This is a genomic window from Streptomyces sp. ISL-36 (genome assembly GCF_018614205.1).
GTDB lineage: Bacteria > Actinomycetota > Actinomycetes > Streptomycetales > Streptomycetaceae > Streptomyces.
Map to the genome: position 1 here is coordinate 18,189 of NZ_JAGGOS010000054.1, position 15,554 is coordinate 33,742.

The window sequence follows — 15,554 nt, forward strand, 5'->3', positions numbered from 1 at the left end:
CACGCGCGGAGCCGTCACGCCCGGGCGCCCGGAGCCGTCCCATCCGCGCCCGGAGCCGCCACTCCCGGCGCCCGGAGCCGCCACTCCCGCGCTCACCACTCCGCCACGGCGTAGTCCTTGAGGAACACGCCGGAGAACGGCTCCCCCGCCTCGCCGCGCACGATCGGGTCGTAGATCCTGGCCGCGCCGTCGACGACGTCGAGCGGCGTACGGGTGCCGACGGCGGCGATCCTGGCCTTGCGCGGCGCGGGATTCTCGTCCGTGATCCAGCCCGTGTCGACGCTGCACATGTGGACGCCCTGTGCGGCGAGCTCGGCGGCGCTGGTGCGGGTGAGCATGTTCAGGGCGGCCTTCGCCATGTTGGTGTGGGGGTGGCCGCCCGTCTTGTTCCGCACGGCGAACCGGCCCTCCACCGCCGACACGTTGACGATGTAGCGACGCGGTCGCGGTGAGGCGAGCAGCAGCGGTAGCAGCCGGTCGCACAGCAGGGTCGGCGCGACGGCGTTGACGAGCTGGGCCTCCAGGAGTTCGGCGGCGTCCAGGTCGCCGAGCCGTACGGACCAGGAGTTCTGCGGCGAGAGGTCGGGCAGCAGCCCGGCCTCGTCAGGCGCGTCCGGCCTGTCCGGCCCGTCGAGGGCGGCGAGGCCGGTGAGACCGGCCAGGACCGGGACGCGGTCGGCGCTCTCGTACCCGGGCGCGCGGATCACGTCCTCCGGCAGTGCCTTGCGCTCCCCCGCGGCCAGCAGGGCGTACGACTCCGGGGGCCGGCGTATCGTCTGGGCCGCGTTGTTGACGAGTACGTCCAGGGGCCGGCCGTCCGCGCGCAGCCGCTCGCACAGGCCGAGGACCTGGCGGGGGTCGCGCAGGTCGATGGCGACGACCGTCAGCCGGTCCATCCACCGCTCACTGCCCTCGGCGGCCCGGAAGCGGCGCAGGGTGTCGTGCGGGAAGCGGCTGGTGACGAGCAGTTCGGCGCCGTCCCGCAGCATCATCAGGGCCAGCTGGAAACCGATCTTGACGCGGCCGCCCGTGAGGAGCACGCGCCGTCCGGTGAGATCGGTGGACAGGGCCCGGCGGGCCGTGTGGTCGGCGGCGCAGGGCGGGCAGAGCCGGTGGTAGAAGGAGTCGGCCTGTCGATAGGGCGTCTTGCAGACATAGCAGTAGCGCGGCCTGAGGAACACGCCCGGTGATTCCCTCCCGTCGGCCACCAGCGGCGCGTCCTCCCGCCGGTCGAGGGCCCCGGTCGCGGTGCGCGCGGCCAGCGCGGCATCGGCGGCCGACCGCTGGGCGCGCAGCGCCTTGCGGCGCTTGTTGCGACTCTCGCGGGCGAAGGTGGCGGCGAGCTCCTCGCCGCGCATGCGCGCGGGATCGCCGAGGGGCAGGCCGCGCAGCCTGCCGATCGTGCGGTCGAAGGCGGCCAGTTCCTCGTCCGTGACGGGTATGTGGTGGGGCTCCATGATCCGGTGATCGTAGTAAGAGCGGGTCAGGGACGGCATCCTGATATCGCCTCACCCGAGGCCGTGACGGGTTTTCCCCTCGTCTGCGACGGTCCGCCGGCGCGGTCGGCCATGGATTCCTGATCTTCAGGCCGCCCGCTCAGCCACGCTGCCGCTTCAGCCGGATCCGTTCCTTCTCCGAAAGCCCGCCCCACACCCCGAACCGTTCGTCGTGCGTCAGCGCGTACTCCAGGCACGCCACTCGCCCCTCGCACGCCCCGCACAACTGCTTCGCCTCGCGGGTCGAGGAGCCCGGGGCCGGGAAGAAGAATTCGGGGCCGGCCTGGGCACAGAGGGCGTTCTCCTGCCAGGTCATGTCCGAAGCAAGGGCGGGGACGGAAGCGGGGGCGGGGGCTGTCAGTACGGTGGTGTCGGTCTGCATGGCTGACACGTTGCCCCCTGGCCGTAAACGGTCCATCAACATTCGATCAATGCGGCGCGCCGATCTCCGTCCATCAGTCCGCCGACCCGCCGTCGGGAGCCTTCCCTTCGGCTCCTTCGGCTCCTTCGGGCCCTCCGGCCTTCTTGGCCCGGCTCGGCTGGACCCGCTTCGGCTCCCCGGGCATCTTCGGGTACTCCGGCGGATAGGGCAGATCCCCGAGACCGTGTTCCGCCTCGTCCCGACGGGCCAGTTCCAGCAGCCCCTCCAGGCTGAACCGCTCATCGTCCATGTCCGCGTGCACGTCGCCCACCTCGGCGTAGCGGGTCGGCATCGTCGTGATGTCGAAGTCCTGCGGCGTCGCGTCGTCGACCTCCTCCCAGCGCAGCGGCGCGGAGACCGGTGCGTGCGGGCGGGGGCGTACGGAGTAGGCGGAGGCGATCGTACGGTCGCGTGCGGTCTGGTTGTAGTCGACGAAGATCTTCTGCCCGCGCTCCTCCTTCCACCACTTGGTGGTCACGTGCTGCGGCATCCTGCGTTCCAGTTCACGGCCGGCGGCGATGGCCGCGCGGCGGACCTGGGTGAAGGTCCAGAGCGGCTGGATCGGGACGAAGACGTGCAGGCCGCGCCCGCCGGAGGTCTTGGGCCAGCCGCGCAGCCCGGCCTCGCCCAGAATCGCGCGCAGTTCGTGGGCGGCGCGCACGGCGTCGGCGTAGTCGGTGCCGGGCTGCGGGTCGAGGTCGAGGCGCAGTTCGTCGGGGTGGTCGGTGTCCTCGCGCCGCACCGGCCACGGGTGGAAGGTGACCGCGCCGAGGTTGGCGGCCCACAGCACGGCGGCGGGTTCGGTCGGGCACATCTCGTCGGCGGAGCGTCCGCTGGGGAAGGTGATGTGCGCGGTGGGGATCCAGTCCGGGAGGTACTTGGGGGCGCGCTTCTGGAAGAAGGATTCGCCGGTCACCCCTTCGGGGTAGCGCTCCAGGGTCGTGGGCCGGTCCCGCAGGGCGCGGGTGATGCCCTCGCCGACGGCCAGGTAGTAGCTGACCATGTCGAGCTTGGTGTAGCCGGTCTCGGGAAAGTACACCTTGTCGGGATTGGAGACGCGCACGGTCCGCTCGCCGACCTCCAGCTCGATCGCTGCCGCTTTTCCTGCCATGCGTGCCAGCGTAGGGCTCGCCGACAATCGCCGCATACCGGACAATCAATCCATGGATCTGCCGGTGATGCCCCCTGTGAAGCCGATGCTGGCCAAGTCCGTGAAGAAGATTCCGCCGGGGATGCAGTACGAGGCCAAGTGGGACGGCTTCCGTGCCATCGTGCACCGCGACGGCCCCGAGCTCGTCATCGGTAGCCGTACGGGCAAACCGCTGACGCGCTACTTCCCCGAGCTCGCCGAGGCGCTGCCGCCCCGGCTCCCGCGGCGGTGCGTGGTCGACGGCGAGATCGTGATCGAGCACGAGGGACGCCTCGACTTCGACCGGCTCACCGAGCGCATCCACCCCGCCGATTCCCGGGTGCGGATGCTGGCCGAGAGGACCCCTGCCCGGTTCATCGCCTTCGATCTGCTCGCCCTCGACGACGAGTCGCTGATGGACACGCCCCTCACGGACCGGCGGGCCGCCTTGGAGCAGGCCCTGAGCGGCGTGGACGCACCGGTCCATCTGGCGCCGGCGACGACGGATCCGGACGTGGCGGCGCGCTGGTTCGAGCAGTACGAAGGCGCGGGCCTCGACGGCGTGATCGCCAAACCGCTGGATCTGCCGTACCGGCCGGACGCCCGGCTGATGTACAAGATCAAGCACGAGCGGACGGCCGACGTGGTGGTGGCCGGCTACCGCTTCCACAAGAGCGGGCCGGTGGTCGGCTCCCTGCTGCTCGGCCTGTACGACCGGGGCGGCACCCTCCAGCACGTCGGCGTCTGCGCGGCCTTCACCGCCAGGCGCCGCGAGGAACTCGTCGAGGAGCTCGCACCGCTTCGGATGGACCCACCCGACGCGCACCCCTGGGCGGCGTGGGCGCAGGAGGCGGCTCACCAGAGCGCGCGGCTCCCGGGCGCGCCGAGCCGCTGGTCGGGGAAGAAGGACCTGTCGTGGGTGGCGTTGCGGCCGGAACGGGTCTGTGAGGTCGGGTACGACCACATGGAGGGCGACCGGTTCCGGCACACGGCCCAGTTCAAGCGGTGGCGGCCGGACCGTACGCCGGAATCCTGCGGGTACGCACAGCTGGAGGAACCGGTCTCCTACGACCTGTCGGAGGTACTGTCCCCGCCTCCCTAGCCCTTCTGGCCTCCCCCGACTTCCCGACTTCCCGGCTTCCCCGCCCCCCGTCTCAGCGGTAGAGGTCCTCGATCTCGGCGGCGTAGGCGGCCGCGACCGCGTGTCGCTTGATCTTGAGGGAGGGCGTGAGCAGGCCGTTGTCCTCGGTGAACTCCCCCGGCACGATGCGGAACATGCGGATCGCCTCGGCCCGGGAGACGGCCTGGTTGGCGTAGTCGACGGCCTTCTGGACGTCGGCGATCAGCTCGGGGTCGTCGCAGAGTGCGGCCGCCGGAGTGTCCCGGGGGCGCTTGCGAACGGCCAGCCAGTGCTGGACCGCCTCAGGGTCGAGGGTGACGAGGGCGGCGACGCAGGGACGGTTGTCGCCGACGACCATGCACTGGCCCACCGGCGGACGGCTGCGCAGCCGGTCCTCCAGTACGGCCGGTGAGACGTTCTTCCCGCCGGAGGTGACCAGGATGTCCTTCTTGCGGCCGGTGATGACCAGATAGCCGTCGTCGTCGAGGGCGCCGAGGTCACCGGTGGCGAACCAGCCGTCCCGCAGCGCTTCCCGCGTGGCCTCGGGGTTGTTCCAGTACGCGGTGAACACGATGGGGCCCTTGACGAGGATCTCGCCGTCGTCGGCGATGCGGACGGCGGTGCCGGGGACGGGCCGGCCGACGGTGCCCGGCCGGGGCCGCAGGGGCGGGGTGACGGTGGCGGCGGCGGTGGTCTCGGTCAGGCCGTAACCCTCGTAGACGAGGATGCCCGCGGCGTAGAAGAAGAGGCTCAGGCGGCGGTCGAGCGGGGAGCCGCCGCTGATGGCGTACCGCAGTCTTCCGCCGAGCTCCTTGCGGATACGGCGGTAGACGAGCAGGTCGTAGAGCGCCCGGGCAGCCCTGAGTCCGAGGCCGGGGCGGCCGCCTCCGCCCAGCAGGTGGTCGAGCGCCGCCTCGCCGAAGCGGACGGCGACGGAGTCGGCGCGGTCGAAGGACGAGCCGCGCCCGAGCTTCTCGGCGGTGGCCCGGCCGGTGTCGTGGATCTTCTCGAAGAGATAGGGCACGCCGACGACGAAGGTCGGCCTGAACCGCCGCAGTTCGGGGCGGAGCTCGTCGGGCTTGATGCTCGAAAAGTGCCCGAGTTCGATACGGGCCATGAGGCAGGCGATCTGGAGGGTGCGCCCGAGAATGTGGGCGAGCGGCAGGAAGAGGAGGGTCGAAGCCGTCTGACCGGTGACCTCCTTGAAGACCGGATGCAAAAGTTCGACGGTCGTCGACGCCTCGGCGTGGAGGTTGCCGTGCGTGAGGACACAGCCCTTGGGGCGGCCGGTGGTGCCCGAGGTGTAGCAGAGGGTGGCGATGGTGTCCGGGGTGAGCCCCGCGCGGCGCTCGGTGACCTCGCCCTCCGGTGTCTCGCTCCCCAGTGCGGCGAGTTCGGTCAGGCCGCCGGAGTCGAGCTGCCAGACACGGGGTGGTCCCGGCAGCGCCACGGCCGCCTCGGCGACCGCGGCGGTGTGCTCGGCGTTCTCGGTGACGACGTGACGGGCTCCGGAGTCCCGCAGGATCCAGGCGATCTGCTCGACGGAGGAGGTGGCGTAGACGGGCACGCTCTGTCCGCCGACGGCCCAGACGGCGAAGTCGAGCACGGCCCACTCGTAACTCGTCCGCGCCATCAACGCGACCCGGCCCCCGACGTCGAGCCCGGCGGCGATCAGACCCTTGGCCGTCGCCATCACGTCGCCGGCGAACTCGGCCGCGGTGACGGGCAGCCAGTGCCCGTCCCGCCGTCGGCGGATGACGACGGCCCCGGGGTCCTCGGCGGCGTTGACGAACGGGATGTCGGCGGGGGTCCCGGCGGCGTGCGGAGCGACGACGAGCCCGGTGCGCGCCTCCCGTACGACCCCGTTCTCCCGGATCACCTCCACGGGAAACCGGTCGAGGAGATCGGCACGCTTCCTGGCCTGCTTCAGATCCTTGCGTACGCCCATGGGGGCTCCTGTTCGCGGCGTGCGGGTGGGGAGTTGCCTGGAGCGGTGGACTGGCTGCGGGGGGATCGACTGCCCCGGGGACGCACCCCCGAGGGCTTACTCATGAGTCAACTTACTCACGCGTAATCAGATTTCAACACCCCTGCAGCGATGACTCGACACGGCGGCGAGCCGCCCCGCAAACCTCAAGGACCGGTCGCTCGGGGGTGAGATGCTTCACATTCCTCAGCGAGCGTTCCGCCGCCGAATCCGGAATTCCGGCGCGATGTTCGGTGGACTCCTGGGCGATCCCGGCACCTCGTGGCGGCCCGGTGATCGCGCAGCGCGCCGCACACCTGCGGGAACGTCCCGCGCCGCTGCCGCCCCGCCCCGGCACACGCGGCTCCGACGATCCGTACGCCGCGCCGAACGGCCCGAGCGCCGTTGCGCCGCGGAGACATCCCCGTCGACGAACCCGGAAGCGCATCCGGTACGTATGTAAGGAAGACCCCGCCTCGCCCCGCACCCACAAGGACTGACTCGTGATCACCTCGCCCTCGCGCCTCGTTCCCGTTCCGATCCCCGACCGTGTGGCCGCGTTGATCGGTTCCTGCCTGCCGCTGCACGTCCTGCAGGCGGAGGTCGACGCCGACTGCGCCGCGCGCGAGGTGTACCGATTCCGCGGGCCGCTCTGCGCGGAGGACCGCGCGGACCGCGAGCACGCCCTGGCCACGCTGGCGCGGGCGAACAAGATCCTGGCGAAGCACCACCCCCTCCTGCCGGTGCGCCCGCGGTAACGGGACCGGAGGACGCGGCACACCCCGCCCGCAGCGCCGCCCGTTCGGGCCCCACCCCGCCCGCAGCGCCGCCCGTTCGGGTCCCACCCCGCCCGCAGCGCCGCCCGTTCGGGTCCCACCCCGTCCGAAGCGCCGCGCATTCGGCTCCCATCGCCTCCGGAGCCTCGCCCGTTCGACCTGTGGACCGTTCCAGGCGTAGCCGTTCGAGGTGTAGCCCGTTCGAGGCGCCGCCCCGCCGCCGCACCGGTTCGGCCGTCTCCCGCATGCGGGCGGCGACGCCCGGTGTGAGGCTGCGAGGGTGACCACCACCAGCGAAACCGGCCCCGCGCCCCGGGTCGCCGAGCCCCCCGTGCTCGACAGCCGCCGCCGCAACATCGTCTTCGGCACGATCATGCTCGGCGTCCTGCTCGCCGCGCTGGACCAGACGATCGTCGGCACCGCCCTGCCGACGATCGTCTCGGACCTGGGCGGCGCCGCCCACATGTCCTGGGTGGTCACCGCCTACCTGCTGGCCGAGACGGTCGCCACCGTCCTGGTCGGCAAGTTCGGCGACCTCTTCGGCCGCAAGGTGATCTTCCAGATCTCCGCGATCGTCTTCATCACGGGCTCGTTCCTCTGCGGCCTCGCCGCCAACATGACGCTGCTGATCCTCTGGCGCGGTCTGCAGGGCATCGGCGCCGGCGGCCTGATGGTCACCTCGATGGCGCTGATCGCCGATGTGATCCCGCTGCGCGACCGCGGGAAGTACCAGGGCGCGATCGGCGCCGTCTTCGGCGTCTCCACCGTCATCGGACCGCTGCTCGGCGGCCTCTTCACCGATCACCTGAGCTGGCGCTGGGCGTTCTACGTCAACGTCCCCATCGCGATCCTGGTCGTCATCGCCGCCGCCCGCACGATTCCCTCCGTGCGCTCCGCGAGCCGGCCGGTCATCGACTACGCCGGCATCGCGCTCGTCGCGGCCGGTTCCAGCGCGCTGATCCTGGCGACCAGTTGGGGCGGCAACGAGTACGCATGGGGCTCCGGCGTCATCATCGGGCTGTTCGCCGGCGGTCTGATCGCCCTCGCGCTGTTCTGCTGGGTGGAGACCCGGGCCGCCGAACCGATGCTGCCCATGCGGCTGTTCGCCAATCCGGTGTTCACCGTCTGCTCCGTGCTGAGCTTCGTGGTGGGCTTCGCCATGCTCGGCTCCATGACCTTCCTCCCGTCGTATCTCCAGTACGTCGACGGGGACTCGGCCACCCTCTCCGGCATCCGGACCCTGCCGATGGTCGTCGGTCTGCTGATCGCCTCGATCTACAGCGGCAATGTGGTGAGCAAGACCGGCCGCTACCGCATCTTCCCCATCGCCGGCTGTCTGGTGATGGGGGTCGGCCTCTTCCTTCTGTCGCTGATGGACACGGAGACCGGCACGTGGCTCGAGTCGCTCTACATGTTCGTGCTGGGTGTGGGCATCGGCCTGTGCATGCAGGTGCTCACGATCGCCGTGCAGAACACCGTGGACTACGCCGATCTCGGCACCGCCACCTCGGGCGTCACCTTCTTCCGTACCCTCGGCAGCGCCTTCGGCACGGCCGTCTTCGGCACCATCTACGCCAACTCCCTCCGTCCCAACCTCGGCCAGGGCGTCGGCGAGGCCGCCGCCCTCCCCGGAGCTCCGGACCCGTCCGTCCTCGCGGGCGCCGCGCAGAGCCCCTCGGGTGTCCACGGGCTGCCGGACGACATGGCGGCGCCGATCGTCCAGGCCTATGCGGACACGTTGCACACGGTCTTCCTCTGGACGGTGCCGGTCGCCGCGATCGGCCTCGTCGTGGCGCTCTTTCTGAAGGAGGTGCCGCTCAGGGACACCGCCCGGGCTTCGGCACCCGACATGGGCGAGGGGTTCGCCTCGCCCACGACGGCGGGCGACTCGGCCAAACTGCTCGAACTCTCCGTCGGCCGGATCATGCGGAAGACGGGCCTCGACACGGCGCGCCGGATCGTCGCCGACTCCGACACCCGGCTGGACACGGCCGGCGCGTGGGCGGTGATGCAGGTGGAGCTCTTCACCCGGCTGGTCGGGCACGCCAGCCTGGGTCTGATCTCGGCCGGCCGCCGGGTGCCGCCGGAGGTGCTGCTGCCGGTCTTCGACCGCATGGTCGACGAGGGGTTCCTGACCAGGGACGGCACACTGCTCTCGCACACGCCGGCGGGGAAGCGGGAGGCCGAGGTCATCACCCATGCCTGGTCGGACTGGCTCAGCTCCCGGATCGAGCACGAGCGCGGCCGGCCGAGCGGGCCGGAGCTGCGGGCGGCGACGGACGCCATCGCCAAGAAGCTGATCGCGGAGGATCTCGCGAGCGGCCTGCCGTCGGGCCGCCGCGAGCCGGTCGGCGTGACGTCCTGATCAGGAGTCGGGTGTCGGGCCGCCGCGAGACGGTCGGCGTCACGTCCTGACCGAGGCGCTCGGTGGCGGGCGCCCTCGGGCCGAGGCGCCGTCTTCGGGCGCAGTTCACGGGCGCCGCGCCGGCCCGCCCTCACGCGCCGTCGAGGAACTCCCCGTCCACATACACCCATGCCCCCTCGTGCCGCCGGAAACGGCTGCGCTCGTGCAGTGAGCCGGGCGCTCCTCCGTGGGTGTACCGGGCGACGAAGGTGACGGTCCCGTCCTGGTGGAAGGCGGTGCCGTCGGTCGTGTCCCGGATCTCCAGGCCCGTCCAGCGCAGTGACCGGTCGAAGTCGACCTCGCCGGGCCGGGTCTCCGGCGCCCAGGTGCGCAGCAGATACGCCTCGTCGCGGACGACGAAGGCGCTGTAGCGGGAGCGCATGAGGAGCTCCGCCGTGGGTGCGGTGGTCGGGCCGGCGTGGAAGCGCCCGCAGCACGCGCCGTAGGTGGCGGTGAGACCGCAGGGGCAGGGGGTGTCTGCGGAGACGGCGGGGCGCTGGGGCCGGGTGGGGTTCTTGCGGGCGTTGCGTCGGGACATGGGGCCATTGTGTCGTGGGGCGTCCGAGGTCGGGATCGCGCCATGTGTGCGGCGGGGGCCGCGCGGGCCTTCCGGGTACCGGTGGACGCCCGTATGCTCCTGCGCCGGACGTGACTGTTACCGCCGGTAAAGGGGTTGGGGCATGAACCGTACGGGCACCTCGCGACGCACCTTCGTGACCACGGCCGCCGCGGTCACCGGCGCGGCCGCCGTCGTAGCCGTACCGGCCTCGGCCACCGCGGCCGAGACGACGGTGGCCGAGACGAGGACGCCGGCCGCCGCGGCCCCCTCCGTCGCCGTGCTCGGCGGCGGGGTCGCCGGTCTGACCGCCGCCCACGAACTGGCCGAACGCGGCTTCCGTGTCACCGTCTACGAGCGCCGGGCGCTCGGCGGAAAGGCCCGTTCGATGGACGTGCCGGACAGCGCGCGCGGCGGCCGGCGGGCGCTCCCCGCCGAGCACGGCTTCCGGTTCATCCCCGGCATCTATCACAACCTCCCCGACACCATGCGGCGCATCCCCTTCCCCGGGAACGCGAACGGCGTCTGGGACAACCTGGTCGCCCCCGCCGAGATGTCCTTCGCCCGCACCGGCCGTGAGGACCTGCGCATCCCGCTCCCCTGGCCCGGCCACCGGCCCGCCGAGCTCACGCTCGACGAGATCCGCCGCGCCCTGACCGCGCTCCTGGAGACCGTCCGCTCCATCCCGCTCGCCGAGGCCGCGTACTTCGTCAACCGCTTCCTGGTCTTCCTCACCAGCTGCGACGAGCGGCGGAACGAGACCTGGGAGCGGACCCCGTGGTGGGAGTTCCTGCGGGCCGAGCGGATGAGCTACGACTACCAGCGCATCCTCGCCGTCGGCCTCACCCGCAACATCGTGGCCACCAAGGCCGAGGAGGCCAGCACCCGTACGGTCGCCACGCTCCTGGAGGCCTTCGCCTTCAACGCCCTCGGCCGTGGCGCCGACGGGCCCCTCGACCGGATCCTGAACCTGCCCACCAACGAGGCCTGGATCGACCCGTGGGTCGCCCATCTGACCGGCCTGGGCGTCGAGTTCCGGGTCGGCTGGACCGTACGGGAGATGGCGTACGACTCCGGAGCCGGACGGATCGCGGCGGCGGTGATCGAGGACCCGCAGGGCGTCCGCCGTTCGATGACCGCCGACCATTACGTCTCCGCGATGCCGGTCGAGCACGCCCGGCGGACCTGGGGCGCGGCGCTGCGGGCGGCCGACCCGCAGCTCGCGCGGTGCGACAGGCTGGAGACGGACTGGATGACGGGCATTCAGTTCTATCTGACCGAGCCCGCACCGCTGTTGGCCGGTCATGCCAACTGCATCGACTCGCCCTGGTCCCTGACGTGCATCCAGCAGGCGGGGCACTGGCCGTCCCGCGACTTCGCCGCCGACTACGGCGACGGGTCCGTCGTCGACTGCCTCTCGGTGGACATCTCGGAGTGGGACCGGCCCGGCGTCCTCTACGGCAGGACGGCCAAGCAGTGCACCCGCACCGAGGTGGCCCGGGAGGTGTGGGCGCAGCTCAAGGCCGCCTTCAACGACACGGGCCGTACGGTGCTCAAGGACGGCGCCCTGCACTCCTGGTCCCTCGACCCGGGCGTGGACGGCCTCGGCACCCCGAACCCGACCAACGACGACCAGCTCCTCATCCACCCCGTCGGCACCTTCCACAACCGCCCGCGGGCGGCGACGAAGATCCCCAACTTCTACCTGGCCGGCGACTACGTCGCCGTCGACATCGACCTCGCGACGATGGAGGGCGCCAACGCCTCCGCCCGCCAGGCGGTCAACGCGCTCCTCGACCGTACGGGCTCGGCCGCCGCGCGCTGCACGGTGAAGCCGCTCTTCCGCGCCCCCGAGCTGGAGGCCCTCAAACGGCACGACCGGCTCCGCCACCGTCTCGGTCTGCGCAACGCCCTCGACGCGGGCTGACCGCCCCCTCGCTCAGGGGCGGTAGCGCAGCGGATGCTCCTCGGGCACTTCGACGACGGCGATCCGGACGCCGTCGGGGTCAGCGATCCACATCTCGACCAGGCCCCAGGGCTCCTTCACCGGCTCCCGGAGCACCTCCACCTCCTTGCCTCGCAGCTCCTCGCGGACCGCGCGCACATCGTCCACCTGCAGCCAGAGCCGCAGCTCCGGCGGGGGCGGGGGCGCGGCGGCTCGCCCGGAGACCTCCAGGAAGCCGCCGCCGAGGAAGTAGACGGTGCCCCGATCGGGTCCGGTGCCGAACTCGCGGTACACCGCGAGCCCGAGCGTCTCGCCGTAGAAACGCCGGGATCGCTCGGGATCGGCCGGCCGAAGCAGAATCCGGCTGCTCAGTACGTGCATCGCAGTAGCGTACGACCATGAAACTGACGATTCTCGGAGGCGGCGGATTCCGGGTCCCGCTCGTGTACGGCGCGCTGCTGGCGGACCACGCCGAGGGGCGGGTCAGCCACGTCACGCTTCACGACCTCGACGCCGGACGGCTCTCGGCCGTCGCCCGGGTCCTCGCCGAGCAGGGTGCTGGGGTGGCCGACGCCCCGTCGGTCGAGGCGACGACGGACCTGGACGAGGCGCTGCGCGGCGCCGACTTCGTCTTCTCGGCGATCCGGGTGGGCGGTCTCGAAGGCCGGGCGGCCGACGAGCGGATCGCGCTCGCCGAAGGGGTGCTCGGCCAGGAGACGGTCGGCGCGGGCGGTATCGCCTACGGTCTGCGGACGGTGCCCGTCGCCTTGCACATCGCCCGGCGGGTCGCCGCACTCGCCCCGGACGCCTGGGTCATCAACTTCACCAACCCGGCCGGTCTGGTGACCGAGGCCATGTCCCGGGTCCTCGGGGACCGGGTCATCGGCATCTGCGACTCTCCCGTGGGACTGGGCCGCCGGGTCGCCCGGATCCTCGGCGCCGACCCCGACGAGGCGTGGATCGACTACGTGGGTCTGAACCACCTCGGCTGGCTGCGCGGTCTGCGGGTCGGCGGACGTGACCAGCTGCCGCGTCTGCTCGCGGACGAGCAGGCGCTCGGCTCCTTCGAGGAGGGCAAGCTCTTCGGCGCCGACTGGCTGCGCTCGTTGGGCGCGATCCCCAACGAGTACCTGCACTACTACTACTTCAACCGGGAGGCCGTTCAGGCCTACCAGCGGGCCGAGCGGACCCGGGGCGCCTATCTCCTCGGCCAACAGGCCGGTTTCTACGAGGAGATGAGCAAGCCCGACACGCCTGCGCTGGCCACCTGGCAGCGCACCCTCGCCGACCGGGAGGCCACGTACATGGCCGCCAACCGGGAGGCCGCCGGGGTGGGCGAGCGGGACGAGGACGACCTGGAGTCGGGCGGGTACGAGAAGGTCGCCCTGGCGCTGATGCGGGCGATCGCGCGCAACGAGCGCGCCACCCTCATCCTCAACGTCCGTAATCGCACGACCCTTTCGGTGCTCGACGCGGACGCGGTCGTCGAGGTGCCCTGTTTCGTGGACGCGGCCGGCGCGCACCCGGTGTCGGTGGCACCCCTGCCGTACCACGCGGTGGGTCTGGTGACGGCGGTCAAGGCGGTCGAACGCGAGGTGCTGGCGGCGGCGGAGAGCGGATCGCGTGCGACGGCGGTCAAGGCGTTCGCGCTGCATCCACTGGTGGACTCGGTGACCGTGGCGCGCCGGCTGGTCGACGGCTACACGGCCGAGCACGAGGGTCTGGCGTACCTGCGAAGGTGAGGCGACAGGCCGACGACGGCTGGTGAACATCTTTACGTCACTCGGGGCACGGCCTACGCTCGCGCCCCATGGATTCTCCTGGCATGCGTTTTCGAAGGGCGGCGGCCGGCCTCACGACGGCCTGTCTGCTGACCGCCGGTCTGGTCGGCGCCGGACCGGCGGTCGCCGGACCGGCGCCCGTCATCGAGGCCGCCACCGTCGTCCCCGTCCAGACGACCGGCCCCGCGGACAAGCGGTTCAACCTGGTGGTCATGGGCGACGGTTACACGGCCGAGGAGATGCCGGCGTTCCGCGCCGACGTCGAGAAGCATCTGAACGTTCTGTGGAGCATCGAGCCGTTCGCCTCGTACCGTTCGTACATCAACGTCTGGGCGGTGGAGGTGCCTTCGCGCGAGTCGGGCGTCGACTGCGACCCGGGGCTCGACGCCCCGCGCCGGGACACCGCCCTGGGCATGGGCTTCTGGGGCGGCTGCGACCCGGACAGCGTGCAGCGGCTGCTGACCGTCGACAGCAGGCTCGCCGGCGCGCTCGCCGATCTCGTACCGGGTACGAGCGGCGCCAACCGGCAGATCGTGGCGCTGGCCCACAGCGACACCTACGGCGGGGCGGGGGGCAGTTACGCCACGGCGTCCGGCGGGAACGCCCTCTCCTCCCTCATCACCCCGCACGAGATCGGCCACTCGCTGGGCAGGCTCCAGGACGAGTACGACTACTACGCGCGTGGGGTCCCCGGCGGCGTGTACTCCGGCCCCGAGCCCTCCTCGGCGCATCACACGCTCCGCACCGAGCGGGAGATGCGGGACGAGCGCGCCAAGTGGTGGCGCTGGCTGGGCGAACGCAGCGAGGCGGGCGGCGTCATCGGCCGGTACGAGGGCGGGCTGTACAGCACCGGTGGTGTCTGGCGGCCGAGCAAGCACTCGATCATGAAGACGCTCGGCTACGCCTTCGACCAGGTGGAGCGGGAGGTGATGGTCCAGGCGATCTCGGCGAAGGTGGACCTCGTCCAGGGCCACACCCCCGACACGGCCCCGATCGGCGCCGACCGGACGGTGTGGGTCGACACCTTGCACCCGCTCGGTGGAGAACTCGATGTGGTGTGGCGGCTGGACGGCCGGGCGCTGGACCGTGGCAACGCCCGCACCCTGGACCTGCGCGAGCTGGCCCTCTCCCCCGGCGCCCACACGCTGACGGCGACGGTGAGCGACCCGACCCCGTTCGTCCGCGACCCCGCCGTGCGGGGCTCCGCCGCCCTGACCCGTACGGTGACGTGGACGGTCGACCCCGCGCTCAGCACACCCCGGGACGACGTCGGGGCCGCGTTCACCGGCCACACCCCGACCGAGGCGCCCGTCGGAGGGCGGTCGGTGGTCCACGCCGACACCACCCACCCGACCCACCGCACCTTCGCCGTCCGGTGGCGCCTCGACGGCCGTACCGTCGCGAACCCGGGCAACGACCGTGATCTGGACCTGCGTTCGCTCCGCCTCACCGACGGCACCCACACCCTGACGGCACGGATTCCCGGCTCGGACGCCGAGTTGAGGTGGACGGTCGACGCCCGGGCGGCGTCGACGTCGTACGAACTGTCACCGCCGCTGCGCACGGTGCAGCGGCCGGGCAGGCCGGTCGAGTACGTCTACGACGGCGAGTTCACGATGCGGCTGGCGGGGCGGGACGACCGACCGGGGCCCGTGGTGAGCCAGTTCCGCGTGGACGGCGACGGCTGGTACACGTACTACGGCTGGCCCACGGACGCCGACGCGCCGTTCCGCTTCTCGCCGGGCGGCACGGTGATCGACGACCTCGTGTACGGGAAGCTGGGCCGGAGCCGCGCGGTCCCGTGGGACGACGCCACGCCGGACTACGGCACGCACACGGTGGAGTACCGCACGATCGACGCGGCGGGGAACGTGGGCGCGGCGCGGACGTTCCTGGTGACGCTGGTGGAGCCCCGGGGCTGACGGCCGAAGGCCCGCGGACCGGACGGTCCGCGGGCCTT

General features: G+C 71.9%; 12 protein-coding genes. 6 read left to right on the plus strand and 6 right to left on the minus strand.

Annotation, left to right across the window (positions count from 1 at the left end; translation table 11 throughout):
* Nucleotides 1–92: 92 nt before the first annotated feature.
* The 3 genes from J7E93_RS14835 to ligD form a co-directional block, all read right to left on the minus strand.
* Complete coding sequence (locus tag J7E93_RS14835; protein ID WP_215069426.1) at nucleotides 93–1,457, minus strand: SDR family NAD(P)-dependent oxidoreductase; 1,365 nt, start codon at nucleotides 1,455–1,457, stop codon at nucleotides 93–95.
* Nucleotides 1,458–1,596: 139 nt separating this feature from the next.
* Nucleotides 1,597–1,812 carry a WhiB family transcriptional regulator gene (locus tag J7E93_RS14840; protein WP_215069509.1) on the minus strand — a complete coding sequence of 72 codons (216 nt, stop codon included), beginning with the start codon at nucleotides 1,810–1,812 and terminating at the stop codon, nucleotides 1,597–1,599.
* A gap of 139 nt (nucleotides 1,813–1,951) precedes the next feature.
* On the minus strand, nucleotides 1,952–3,028 hold the full coding sequence (gene ligD, locus J7E93_RS14845; RefSeq protein ID WP_215069429.1) for a non-homologous end-joining DNA ligase: 1,077 nt from the start codon (nucleotides 3,026–3,028) through the stop codon (nucleotides 1,952–1,954).
* 52 nt (nucleotides 3,029–3,080) lie between these two features.
* On the opposite strand from ligD, the gene J7E93_RS14850 reads away from it, so the two are divergent.
* Nucleotides 3,081–4,148 carry an ATP-dependent DNA ligase gene (locus tag J7E93_RS14850; protein WP_215069430.1) on the plus strand — a complete coding sequence of 356 codons (1,068 nt, stop codon included), beginning with the start codon at nucleotides 3,081–3,083 and terminating at the stop codon, nucleotides 4,146–4,148.
* Nucleotides 4,149–4,200: 52 nt separating this feature from the next.
* On the opposite strand, the gene J7E93_RS14855 is transcribed toward J7E93_RS14850, so the two are convergent.
* Nucleotides 4,201–6,114 (minus strand): long-chain fatty acid--CoA ligase, encoded by a 1,914-nt coding sequence (locus tag J7E93_RS14855; protein WP_215069432.1) that lies wholly within the window; start codon nucleotides 6,112–6,114, stop codon nucleotides 4,201–4,203.
* A gap of 521 nt (nucleotides 6,115–6,635) precedes the next feature.
* Here J7E93_RS14855 and J7E93_RS14860 point away from each other — a divergent pair.
* Nucleotides 6,636–6,890, plus strand: a complete 255-nt coding sequence (locus J7E93_RS14860) for a hypothetical protein (protein WP_374105387.1) — start codon at nucleotides 6,636–6,638, stop codon at nucleotides 6,888–6,890.
* 298 nt (nucleotides 6,891–7,188) lie between these two features.
* A complete protein-coding gene (locus tag J7E93_RS14865) occupies nucleotides 7,189–9,273 on the plus strand; it encodes an MDR family MFS transporter (RefSeq protein WP_308368606.1) in 2,085 nt (694 codons plus the stop codon).
* 130 nt (nucleotides 9,274–9,403) lie between these two features.
* On the opposite strand, the gene J7E93_RS14870 is transcribed toward J7E93_RS14865, so the two are convergent.
* The gene (locus tag J7E93_RS14870) at nucleotides 9,404–9,850 is read right to left on the minus strand and encodes a YchJ family protein (protein WP_215069434.1); all 447 of its coding nucleotides are present in this window, start codon (nucleotides 9,848–9,850) and stop codon (nucleotides 9,404–9,406) included.
* A gap of 142 nt (nucleotides 9,851–9,992) precedes the next feature.
* Here J7E93_RS14870 and J7E93_RS14875 point away from each other — a divergent pair, with 142 nt between their 5' ends.
* A complete protein-coding gene (locus tag J7E93_RS14875) occupies nucleotides 9,993–11,795 on the plus strand; it encodes an FAD-dependent oxidoreductase (RefSeq protein ID WP_215069436.1) in 1,803 nt (600 codons plus the stop codon).
* 12 nt (nucleotides 11,796–11,807) lie between these two features.
* Here J7E93_RS14875 and J7E93_RS14880 read toward each other — a convergent pair whose 3' ends face one another.
* Entirely contained in the window at nucleotides 11,808–12,194 is a 387-nt protein-coding gene (locus tag J7E93_RS14880) for a VOC family protein (RefSeq protein ID WP_215069438.1), read from the minus strand.
* 17 nt (nucleotides 12,195–12,211) lie between these two features.
* Here J7E93_RS14880 and J7E93_RS14885 point away from each other — a divergent pair, with 17 nt between their 5' ends.
* Nucleotides 12,212–13,555: a 6-phospho-beta-glucosidase gene (locus J7E93_RS14885; RefSeq protein ID WP_215069440.1), complete on the plus strand. Its 1,344-nt coding sequence runs from the start codon at nucleotides 12,212–12,214 to the stop codon at nucleotides 13,553–13,555.
* Nucleotides 13,556–13,638: 83 nt separating this feature from the next.
* Nucleotides 13,639–15,516 carry a M64 family metallopeptidase gene (locus J7E93_RS14890; RefSeq protein WP_251066563.1) on the plus strand — a complete coding sequence of 626 codons (1,878 nt, stop codon included), beginning with the start codon at nucleotides 13,639–13,641 and terminating at the stop codon, nucleotides 15,514–15,516.
* Nucleotides 15,517–15,554: the final 38 nt, after the last annotated feature.